Genomic DNA, 11363 nt, shown 5'->3' with positions numbered 1-11363 from the left:
CGCCTCTCCCCAACTCCCGTGCCGAACAGCGCCGATGCTCAGAAGCCCAGGATTCCCCCCACCCCAGGACCGAGAGGGAGAGCGCGCGTGACCGATCCAGCCGAGCGCCGTGACACGGCACCGCTCGCCGTACGCGAGGCCGCCTGGTATCTGCCGGAGCCGGTCGTGCCGGTCGCCGGACTGGCGGCACGGGACGAGACCGAAATCCGCACCCGCGGCGGCCTCGGGATCGACACCGTACGGGCGGACGACCGGCTGGGCGCGGTGGACCTCGGCGAGCGCGCCGCGCGCCGCGTGCTCGACCGCTCCGGCGTGGACGCCCGGGAGCTGGGAGCCCTGATCCTGGTCGAATCACGGGCACCGGAGACCCTGCTCAGCTCAGAGGCGACCCGGCTGCAGCATCTGCTCGGCGCCGGCGCGGCGACGACCCTCACGGTGGGCGGGCTCGGCTGTGTCTCGATCAGCGCCGCGCTGATCACCGCCCGCGGACTGCTGGCCGGGGACCCCGCCATGGACAACGTCCTGGTCGTACACGGCAGCAAACCGGCCGCGGCGCTGCGCTACCGCCACCCCGTCACGGTCAACGGGGACGGCGGGCAGGCGCTGCTCCTCTCCCGCCGGGGTCCGGTCAGGATCCTCGACATCGCGCAGCGGACCAACGGCCAGTACTGGGACCTCTTCCAGGTGAAGTACCGGGACCGGCCCACCGCGCAGTGGCGCGAGGAGTGCGGCGACCCCGCCACCTACTCCTTCCGGCTCGCCATGGAGACACGCGCCGCGCTCTCGGCGATGCTGCGCGGAGTCCTGGAACGCAACGGTCTGAGCCCGGCGGACATCCGCGGCTACCTCAGCCACAACCTGTCGGACGGCAGCTTCACCTTCACCGAGGAATCCCTCGGCATCGACATCCTGTCCGTCTGCCGGGAGAACCTCCGGCGCTACGGACACCTCGGCTCGAACGATGTCTTCCTGAACCTCTACACGGCCCTGGAGCGCAAGGAACTCGCCACGGGGGACCGCGTCGTACTGATCAACGCCAGTCCGGTAGCCGCCTGGAGTCTGCTGCTGGTCGAGATAGGACCACAGGAGGGTGTGGCGTGAACGGCATCACCGAAGAGGTCACGGAGTTCCTGACCGCGGCTCTCCGCCGGCCGGTCGGCCCGGACGACGACTACTTCGCCCTGGGCCTCGCGGACTCGCTCTTCGCGCTGGAACTCGTGACCTTCGTCGAGGAGCGCTTCTCCTTCACCGTGGAGGTGGAGGACCTCGACCTCGACAGCTTCCGCACAGCCACCCGCATCACGGAATTCGTGCTCCGCAAGACCGGGGCCGGCCGGCCGGCGGAAACCCATGACCAGGGTGCCTGACGCCGCGCCGCCCGGAGCCGGGCCGCCGGACGACACCCTGATGCACGACGCGCCGGCGGCCGGCGGCGGGACCGGGGACGGCCAACTGGACTCCACGGAAGCGGCCTTGGTGCGCACGGCGGCCGAACTCGCCGCCGGGGCCCGCGGTCCGGCGGCCGGCTGGGACCGGACCGGCGCACTGCCCGACTCCGTACGGAAGGACATGGCCGCGGCGGGTCTGCTCGGCGCCGGTCTGCCCCGGCGCTACGGCGGAGCGGGCCTCGGCCCCGCGGCGCTCGGCGAGGTGGCCGCGCACCTCGGCGGGGTGTGCAGCGCCCTGCGCGGGCTGCTGACCGTTCAGGGAATGGTCGCGGCGGCGCTGGCGCGCTGGGGCACCCGGGAGCAGCGCGCCGACTGGCTCCCGGGGCTGGCGAGCGGTGAGCTGACCGCGGGCTTCGCGGCCACCGAGCAGGCCGCGGGCAGTGCGCTCGGGGCCGTCGAGACCCGTATCGACGACACCGGCGACGGCGCGGACATCGAGGTGAGCGGCCGCAAGAAATGGATCACCTTCGGGGCGGTCGCCGATGTCTTCCTGGTGCTGGGGAAGAGCCGGGGCAAGCCGGCCGCCGTGCTCGTCGAGGCGGACCGTACGGGCGTGAGCCGGGAGCCGGTGACCGGTCAGCTCGGTATGCGCGCCGCACGGATCGCACACGTGACCTTCGACGCGGTACGGGTCCCCAGGCGCCATCTCGTCGCCCCGCCGGGGCTCGGGCTGTCCCATGTCGCGGCCACCGCGCTCGACCACGGACGCTTCACGGTCGCCTGGGGATGCGTGGGCATGGCCGAGGCGTGTGTCGCCGACGCCGCGGCGCACGCCGCCACCCGTACCCAGGGCGGTGTGCCGCTCGCCGATCACCAGCTGGTCCGGTCCTTGCTGGCCCGCTGCGCGGTGGACACCGCCGGCGCGCGTGAACTGGCCCGCCGGGCGGCGGAGTTCCGCGCGCCGGGCCCCGGCAGGGGCGTCACGGAGACCATCGTCGCCAAGTACGCGGCCGCCGCGGCCGCCGCCTCGGTCAGCCGCGACACCGTACAGATCCTCGGCTCGGCCGGCTGCGAACCCGACAGCAGGCCCGGACGCCACTTCCGGGACGCCAAGGTCATGGAGATCATCGAAGGAGCGCAGCACGTGTCCGAACTCCACATAGCCGATCGCCTCCTGCGCCAGTTCGGCGCTCCGGCCGCCGCCACCGGCACCCGGCACTCCGGGGAGCCGGCATGACATCGGACCCCGGCGCCCAGGCGCGCGCCACGCTGACCGCCCCCGTCGTCAAGTGCCTGGTGTGGGACCTGGACGACACGCTGTGGGACGGGGTCGTGCTGGAGAACGACGACCCGGAGCCCTTCCCCGAAGCGCTGGAGACCCTGAGCGCCCTCGACAAGCGCGGCATCCTGCACGCCGCCGCCAGCCGCAGCGAACACAGCGCCGTCACCCGCCATCTGACCGAACGCGGCCTGGACGACTGGTTCTGCGCGGTGCAGGTGGGCTGGGGCGCCAAGTCCGCCGCGCTGCGCCGTATCGCCGAGACGCTCAACATCGGTCTGGACACCCTCGCGTTCGTCGACAACGACCCCGCGGAGCGTGCCGAGGTCGAGGCGGCGCTGCCCATGGTCCGGTGCTACCCGGCCGACGAGGCCGGCCTGCTGCCGGACCGCGCCGAATTCCAGCCGGAGCAGGTCACCGAGGAGGCGTCGCGGCGACGCGCGCTCTACCGCACCGAGTGGCGGCGCCGGGAGGCGGAAGAGGAGTTCGGCGAGGACCGGCAGGCCTTCCTCGCCTCGCTCGACCTGGTCATGCGGCTGCGCCCGGCCACCGAGGACGATCTCTCCCGGGCCAGCGAACTGACCGTCAGGACCCATCAGCTCAACAGCACCGGCCTGACCTACGACGCGGACGAGCTGCGGGCGCTGAGCGGCTCGCCGGACCATCAGGTACGGGTGGCGCGGCTCAGCGACCGGTTCGGCGACTACGGGATCATCGGGCTGGCCGTCACCGAACTGACGCCCGCGGACTCGGTCCTGCGGCTGATGCTGATGTCCTGCCGGGTCGCCTCGCGGGGCGTGGGCGGCGTTCTCCTCAACCATCTGGTCCGGGAGGCGCTGGCGGAGGGGCGCCGGCCCGTCGCGCATTTCGTACCCACCGACGTCAACCGGAACATGCTGGTCACGCTCCGGTTCGCGGGGTACCGGCCGGTCGCCGGAGAGGACGGTCACATGGTGCTCGTGGTCGATCAGGACCGTCCGGCTCCGGAACACCACAGCCACACCCGTGTGATCACCGGCGCCGAGTGAGAGGGGGAGACGACGGTGGGGTACAGCTACGCGCGCGACCGTGACGGCGCCGCCGGGGCACGGACCCGGGGCGCGACCGCGACGGGACACGTGCCGATCGCGGACGTGAAGGGCCCGGACGTGAAGGGCCTGGCCGGACAGGGCCCGGATGAACAGGGCCCGGACGAACACGGGTCCCTCCTGGACGCCTTCCGGTGGCAGGCCGCCCGCTCGCCGGAGACGACCGCCCTCATCATCGGGGAAGCGGTCCTCACCTACCGCGAACTCGACCACGCCTCGGCCGGGCTCGCCCGGCTCCTGCGGCGGCGCGGCGCGCGGCCCGGCCGGGTCATCTGTATCCGCGTCGAGCAGAGCGCCCTCGCCGTGATCGGGGTACTGGCCGCCCTGCGGACCGGCGCCGCCTGGTCCGCGCTCGAACCGGATCTGCCCCTCTCGCGCGTCCGGGCGCTGTTCCGGGACACCGACTGCGCGGTGGTGCTGAGCGCGGGAGACGACCCGGCCATGACGGGCCTGGTGAACCCGCCGGAGCGGCTCGACGCCGCCGGACTCCGGATACCCGATCTCATCGAGACGGGCGCGCGCGTCGCGGACGCCGACGAAGGGTGTCCGCCGGTCTCCGAGGACGCCCCCGCCTACCTCGTCTACACCTCGGGATCGACCGGGCTCCCCAAGGGGGTCGTCGTCAGCCGCGCCCAGCTCGCGGCGTCCATCGGCTCCCGCGCCGGTGTGTACGGCACCGAGCCCTCCACGTTCCTGATGGCGATGCGGCTGTCGTTCGACGGCATGCTCGGCGGGATGTTCTGGTCGTTCCGTAACGGCCACACCCTGCTGCTGCCCGATCTGCGGCAGCTGAGGCAGGTACGGGAACTGGCCCGGCTGGCCGCCACGCACCGGGCGACCCATCTCATCGTCGTTCCCTCCTACTACCGGGCGCTGCTGGAGGAGAGCCGGCTGCTTCCCGACTCGCTGCGGCTGGTGGTGGTCGCGGGCGAGGTGTGTACGCCGGAGCTGGTGCGTACCCACCACGAGCGGCTGCCCGGGGTGCGGCTGGCGAACGAGTACGGCCCCACGGAGACGATCATCTCCTGCACCGTCGAGCCCGACCCGGACGCCTCCCGGCCACGCGTTCCCATCGGCCGGCCCTGGCCGGGAGCCGAGGCATGGGTACTGGACGACCGGCTGCGTGAGGTACCGGCCGGGGTGGAGGGCGAGCTGTACATCGGGGGCGCGTTCGTGGCTCTCGGCTACGCCGGCCAGCCGGGGAAGACGGCCGAGCGGTTTGTCGCGGACCCGTTCGGGCGGCCGGGGGCGCGTCTGTACCGCACCGGCGATCTCGCCCTCGTCGACGAACGGGGAGCGCTGCACTACCACGGCAGAACCGATCTCCAGGTGAAGATCCGTGGCACGCGTATCGAACTCGGTGAGATCGAGAGCGTCTTGGAGCGCCATCCCGCCATCGGCCAGGCGGTGGTGGTCTGTGCACCGGCCGAGGACGACGAGCCGCGGCTGATGGCCTTCGTCACGCCCGCCGGGCCCCGGATCACGCCGCCCGGCGGAATGGCGCTGCGCCGGCACTGCCTCGGACATCTGGTGGAACAGGCCGTTCCCACGGTGTTCGTGCCGGTCGCGCGGATGCCGCTGAACAGCAGCGGCAAGGCCGACCGGGCGGCACTGCTGCGCGACTCGGTGCCGGCGGACGGGTCCGGGGGCGGAACGACGATGGGGCCGGCCGACGGCCCGGCCGACGGGCTGACGGGCGAGGACTCCCCCTGGGAGCGATGGACCGGCCACCGGCGGACCGTCGGCGCCATCTGGGCGGCCGTGCTCAGACATCCCGGCACCGGGCCCGACGACAACTTCTTCGCGGTCGGCGGCAGTTCCCTCAAGATCATCGATCTGCACGCCCGGCTGAACCAGCGGTGGCCGGGGGTGCTGCGCATGGGGGAGCTGTTCGATCTCATCACCATCTCCGCCCAGGCGGAGGCGATCACGAGCCGCGTGGGCGCGGGCGCGGACGCCCGGCGAGAGGACCACACACCCCCGACCGCTTATGAGCTGTGAAGGCAGGGTGCCGCATGAACGGGAGGGCGACATGAGCGGGACGGGCACGGCGTACGGGACCGATACGCCGCAGGCGGACGGTCCGACGGGGGCGCGACCGGCCGTCGCGGTCATCGGGATCGCCACGCGCTTCCCCCAGGCGGACAGCCTCGACGCGTTCCGGGCGAATCTGCGCGACGGCGTCGACTCGGTGCGCCCGATCCCGCCCGAGCGGGTCGAATCCACCTGTCTGGACCCCTCCGTGGACTATCCGGAGATGGGATATCTGGACCGGATCGATCTCTTCGACCACGAGTACTTCGGTCTGTCCCGGCGTGAGGCGGAGGTCACCGACCCGCAGCACCGGCTCGCCCTCGAACTCACCCACGAGGCCCTGGAGAACGCCGGGTACGCCCCCTCGGGCCTGCGCGACAGCCAGACCGCCGTGATCTTCAGCTCCCCGAGCAACGGTTACGCGCCGCTGGTGCGCGAGCACGGCACGCTGAGCATGATCGGCAACATCCCCTGCGGGCTGCCCGCCCGGGTGTCCCATATCTTCGGGCTCACAGGGCCCTGTTACGGCGTCGACACCGGCTGCAACGGATCGCTCGTCGCCGTACACCAGGCATGCCGGGAGCTGCGCGACGGCGACGCCGAGTACGCGGTGGCCGGCGGGGTGAGTCTGCGTCATGTCGTCGCCCCGGCCGCCACCGTGGCGGCCTTCCCCGGCATCAGCTCGCCGACCGCCAGGTCGAGGGCGTTCGACCACGCGGCGGACGGGGCGGGCGGCGGTGAGGGGGGCGCGGTCCTGCTGCTCACCACCCTGGAGCGGGCGATGGCGGACGGCGCGTTCATCCACGCCGTGATCCGCGGCAGCGCCGTCGTACACAACGGCCGGCACTCCGCCACCATCAGCACACCGAGCGCCCGGTCCCAGGCGGAGGTCATCCGCAAGGCGTGGCGCGGCGCGGGCCTGGACATCGGGACGGCCGGGTATGTCGAGACACATGGCTCGGGCACCCGGCTCGGCGACGCCATCGAGGTGGAGGGGCTGGCGCTCGCCCGCCCCGGCGACCGGCGCGACCTCGCGGTCGGATCGGTGAAGACCAACCTCGGACATCTGGACCACGCGGCGGGAATCGCCGGGCTGGTCAAGGCCATCCTCAGCGTCCGGCACGGAGAGCTCTACCCCTCGCTGCACTTCGAACGCGCGCCGGAGGAGATCGACCTCGACGCCGCCCGTCTGGAGGTCGTGACATCGGTCCGGCCCTGGCGGGACGAGGTGCGCCGGGCCGGTGTCAGCTCGTTCAGCCTCGGCGGCATCAACGCGCACTGTGTGGTGGAGCAGGCGCCCGCGACGGCCGTACGGCGCCCGGAGGACGCGAGCGGTGACGCGGCGGACGGTGCCGATGGCGGATCGGGCGACGGCGAGGCGCGGTTGGTCGGCGTCTCGGCCCGTACGCCCGCGGAGCTGATCGCGCTCTGCGAACGGCTCGCACGGGAACTGCGCCACAGCGCCCGGCCGTTGGCCGATATCGCCAGGACCGTGAACGAGGGGCGTGAGCACCACCCCTGCCGGGTCGGCGCGGTGGCCCGCGGGACCGCAGAACTGGCCGTCGCACTGGCGGCCGAGGCCACCTGGCTGCGACTGGAGACCCCGGGCACGGCAGCGTCCCCGCAGGACGGCCGGACCGAAGCCCGGCCCCGTGTGGTGTTCCTGTTCTCCGGGGACGCCGACCCCGGCCGGCCGCCGGGGACGGGCCTGGACCCGCTGCCCGAGCGGCTGCCCGTACCGGCCGATCGCGCCGCGATGGTACGCGGCCAGCTCGCCGCGTACACCCGGCTCATCCGGGCCGGCGTGGCCCCCGAGGGGCTGATGAGCTCCGGGATATCCCGGTACACCGTCCGGCATCTCCGGAACACCCTGACGCCCGCCGACACCACCGCACTGGAGCGGGCGACGAGCGCTCAGGACCCGGCCGTGGCCGGCCAGGCACTCCGGCTGGAACAACTGCGGGCGGCGGCGGACGAGCAGCTCGCGGGCGGTGCCGTCGTCTTCGTCGAGCTGGCGGCCCGAGGAGAGCTCGGCGAGCGGCTGGCGGAGTATCTGGACGGCCGCCCCGGTGCCTCCGTCCTCACCCTGGGGTCCGGTACGGACGGAGTGCTCGACGTACTCGCCCGGCTCTACGAGCTGGGCTGGGATCCCGACTGGCCGGCGCTGTCGGCGGCTGCCGGTGAGCGCGGGGGCGGCGCCGGCCGACGGGTCCCGCTGCCCGGCCACCGGCTCCGGGGCGTGCGCTGCTGGGCCCGGCCGGTCGGCGACATCATCTCCTTCGAGGGGTTCGGAACGGCCGCGCCGACGGGGACCGCCGCCGAGGCGGTGCCGTCCCTCGCGCCCGACGCCGCGCCTGTCCCCGCACCTGCCCATGTCCGGGCGCCTGTCCATGTCCCCGCGCCCAGGGCGGTACCGGCCCCGGCACCTGCCCCCGTACCCGTCGTCCCCGTGACGCCCGAAACCGAGCACGCGACCGCGCCCGTACCCGTGCTTGTGCCCGAGCCCGGTCCGGGTGCGCCGTCCGGCGCGCAGACGGTGCTGAGCTGGCTCCAGGAATCCCTCACCGATCTGCTGCGCGCGGACGAAGTCCCCGCCGACGCCGACTACTTCACCATCGGCGGAAACTCCGTCATCGCGCTCCAGCTCGTCCAGGGCATGGAGCGGCGGTACGGCGCCCACCTCAAGCTGGTCGACATCTACGACCACCCCATCGTCGGCGATCTCGCGGACGCCCTCTCGGCGCGGCTGCCACGGGTCGTGGCGGAAGAGGGGGCACGGCCGGAGCCGGCGGCCGTGGCGCCCGCCGCCCAGGACGACGGCCACTCGCTGCCGCCGATCCTCCCGGGCGAGGAGCTGGTGCTGTCCTACGGGCAGGAACGCATGTGGTTCCACCACCAGTTGGACCCGAGCACCACGCTCTACAACCTGCCCGGCGTCTCCCGTCACCGAGGCCCGCTGGATCCCGATGCCGTACGGCTCGCCTGGGAGGACCTCGCCCAACGGCACGAGACCCTGCGCTCCAACTTCGTCGAGGCCGACGGACGACCGCGACTGGTGATCCGCCCGGAGCTGGGCGACTTCTTCCGGTACGAGGACGTCTCCGCCGGCCCGGACCCGGAGGCCGCGGCGCGCGCGGTCATCAGGACCGAGACCGGCTGGGTCTTCGACCTCGCCCGGGACTCGCTGGTCCGGGTGACGCTGGTGCGCGTCGCGCCCGACGAGTACCTCTTCTGCTGGGCGATGCACCACGCGGTCAACGACGGCTGGGCGCCCCAGATCCAGATGAAGGAGTTCCTGGCGTTCTACACGGCCCGTCTGGAGGGCCGCGTACACCGGTTCGCACCGCTGCCCGTGCAGTACCGGGACTACGCGCGCTGGCAGCGGGAACTGCTGGAGGGCTCCCGGCTCGACGGTGAACTGGACTACTGGCGCGGCCGGTTGAGCGACCCTCCCGCGCTCGCGCTGCCCACCGACCGGCCGCGTGCCACACGCATGGACTTCGCCGGAGCGTCGCACGGTTTCACCGTCCCCGGCGAACTCGTCAACGGACTGCGGGCCGTGGGCGGCCGGGAGACCGCCACGCTCTTCATGGTGCTGCTCACCGGTCTCACCGTGCTGCTCTCGCGCTGGTCCGGCCAGCGGGACATCGTGATCGGCACGCCGACCATCGGCCGCAGCCGACCCGAACTGTGGGGCCTGCTCGGCTTCTTCAACAACACCGTCGCCCTGCGCTCCGACCTCTCCGGCGATCCGACCTTCCGGGAACTGCTGCGTCAGGTGCGCGGTGTGGTGCTCGGCGCGCTGGACCATCAGGAGATCCCGTTCGACAAGATCGTGCGCGAGGTCGCACCGGAGCGCGATCCCAGCCGGAACCCGATCTTCGATGTGATGTACGTCCACCAGACGCTCCCGGCCGGCCTCGCGTTCGGCGAGGACCTGTTCGGCCCCGCCGGACACGAGGACACCGGTCCCTATTTCCCCGGACTGCCGAAGGGCACGGCCAAGTTCGACCTGACCGTGGTGGTCGCCGAGCGGGCGGGCGAGGAGTCGCTCGACGTGGTGATCGAGTACGCCACGCAGCTCTTCGACGCCGGTACGGTCGAGGCCCTGTCGGCGTCTCTGATGGGGTTGCTGCACGCCGTCGCGGCGGATGAGGACACCCCGTACGGGGCGATTCCCGTCCAGCCGGCCCCTGCCCAGCCGGCCCCTGCCCAGCCGGCCCCTGCCCAGCCGGCGCCTGTCCGGCCGGCCCCTGCCCGGCGGACCGCCGTCGAGCGGACCGCCGGCGAGTCCGTCGCTCCCGGGGACCCGGTCAGTGTCTGCGTGGAGCTGCGCGGCGAGGTGGACGGCGCCCGGTTGCGTACCGCTCTGCGGGAACTGGCCGAGCGGCACGCGGTGCTGCGCCCCGTACGCGGTGACTTCTTCACCGCCGTCGACACCTCCGGCCGGGACGAACCACTGACCGCCGCCCATGAACTCGCGCTCGCGGAAGGACGACGGCCGCTGGGACCGCCGGCGGGCCGCCCGCTGCGGGCGCTGCTGATCACCACCGGCCCGGCCCGGCACATCCTCGTGGTGACCACGCACCCCGCGGTTTATGACGGAGGGCGGCCCGGCGTGTTCTTCCGGGACCTGTTCGCCCTCTACGGGGCGCGGCTGCGCGGACACCCGGCGCGACTGCCCGCCCTGCCCGAACTCCCCGTCCCGTACACGGAATACGGGCGTCGGCAGGAGGGTCCGCCCGCGGACGGTTCGCTCAACGGCCGGCTCGATCACTGGAAGCGCGCTCTCACCGGGCTGCGCGCCGTCGGCCTGCCCGCCGACCGGCCGCGTCCTCTGGCCGGTACGGGCGCCCGCGCCGCCCACACCTTCCGGATTCCGGCGGAACTCGCCGTCGAACTGGGCCGGACCGGAGCGCGGGAGGGGCTGCTCGCGGGTATCGCCACACTCCTCGCCCTGCGCTCCGAGACGGACGAAGCGGTCATCGGGGTCACCGCGGCGCCGGACCCCGGGGAGCCGGGAGACAGCCCGGAGCGGACCGGGGCGGGCGAACTGATCGGCCCGTTCGCGCGCACGCTGCCGCTGCGGATCGCGCTCGCCGACGACCCTTCCTTCGACCGGCTCACCGAGCGGATCCGACGCGTGGCCGCCGACGCGGAGAGCCATCGGGATGTGCCGCTCGCCGATATCGTCCGCGCGGCCGGGGTGCCCCAGGAGCCGGGGCGGGCGCCGCTGTTCGATGTCGGCTACGTCCACCACCGCCTGCCCGCGTCGCTCGGCGCGGCGGCCGGCATGGAGGCCGGTGCCGTGCGGTGGCCGGGGGAGGAGGCGGGATGCCTCACCCTGCCCACCGGTAAGGGCGGCCCCGATCTGGCCTGTTCCGTCGTCGAAGGACCGGAGCGGGGCGCGTTGCAGGTGTCGGTGGAGTACCGCACCGAGATGTTCGACGCGTCGACGGTCACCGCCTTCGCCGACGACCTGGTCGCGCTCGTGCGCGCCGCCCTCCGTGAGCCCGACGCGCCGCTGTCCCGCCTGTGGTTCAGCGCCGTCGCGTCTCTCGCCGACTGACATCC

6 protein-coding genes are annotated in these 11363 nt (G+C 73.3%); all 6 read left to right on the top strand.

The window, feature by feature from the left end:
* The first annotated feature begins 87 nt into the window (after nt 1-87).
* Genes ACFRKB_RS10170 through ACFRKB_RS10145 form a run of 6 tightly spaced genes read left to right on the top strand, consistent with a single transcriptional unit; the run spans nt 88 to nt 11358 of the window.
* Nucleotides 88-1101 (top strand): 3-oxoacyl-ACP synthase III family protein, encoded by a 1014-nt coding sequence (locus tag ACFRKB_RS10170; RefSeq protein ID WP_383104860.1) that lies wholly within the window; start codon nt 88-90, stop codon nt 1099-1101.
* A complete protein-coding gene (locus ACFRKB_RS10165) occupies nt 1098-1367 on the top strand; it encodes an acyl carrier protein (protein WP_383104858.1) in 270 nt (89 codons plus the stop codon). The genes ACFRKB_RS10170 and ACFRKB_RS10165 overlap by 4 nt, the downstream gene beginning before the upstream one ends.
* A complete protein-coding gene (locus tag ACFRKB_RS10160) occupies nt 1351-2625 on the top strand; it encodes an acyl-CoA dehydrogenase family protein (RefSeq protein WP_383104856.1) in 1275 nt (424 codons plus the stop codon). The genes ACFRKB_RS10165 and ACFRKB_RS10160 overlap by 17 nt, the downstream gene beginning before the upstream one ends.
* Complete coding sequence (locus ACFRKB_RS10155; protein ID WP_383104855.1) at nt 2622-3695, top strand: HAD-IIIC family phosphatase; 1074 nt, start codon at nt 2622-2624, stop codon at nt 3693-3695. Before ACFRKB_RS10160 ends, ACFRKB_RS10155 begins: the two co-directional genes overlap by 4 nt.
* 15 nt (nt 3696-3710) lie before the next feature.
* Nucleotides 3711-5756 carry a non-ribosomal peptide synthetase gene (locus tag ACFRKB_RS10150; protein WP_383104853.1) on the top strand — a complete coding sequence of 682 codons (2046 nt, stop codon included), beginning with the start codon at nt 3711-3713 and terminating at the stop codon, nt 5754-5756.
* Nucleotides 5757-5787: 31 nt separating this feature from the next.
* Nucleotides 5788-11358 (top strand): condensation domain-containing protein, encoded by a 5571-nt coding sequence (locus ACFRKB_RS10145; protein WP_383104852.1) that lies wholly within the window; start codon nt 5788-5790, stop codon nt 11356-11358.
* Nucleotides 11359-11363 lie beyond the last annotated feature (5 nt).

It is taken from the genome of Streptomyces scopuliridis (genome assembly GCF_042790125.1).
Taxonomy (GTDB): domain Bacteria; phylum Actinomycetota; class Actinomycetes; order Streptomycetales; family Streptomycetaceae; genus Streptomyces; species Streptomyces scopuliridis_A.
This window is presented reverse-complemented; position numbering and strand designations above follow the sequence as displayed.

Bases quoted from the DNA above. Each gene is read 5' to 3' on its own strand.
- ACFRKB_RS10155 (WP_383104855.1), top strand. From the start codon at position 2,622: ATGACATCGGACCCCGGCGCCCAGGCGCGCGCCACGCTGACCGCCCCC.
- ACFRKB_RS10145 (WP_383104852.1), top strand. From the start codon at position 5,788: ATGAGCGGGACGGGCACGGCGTACGGGACCGATACGCCGCAGGCGGAC.
- ACFRKB_RS10160 (WP_383104856.1), top strand. From the start codon at position 1,351: ATGACCAGGGTGCCTGACGCCGCGCCGCCCGGAGCCGGGCCGCCGGAC.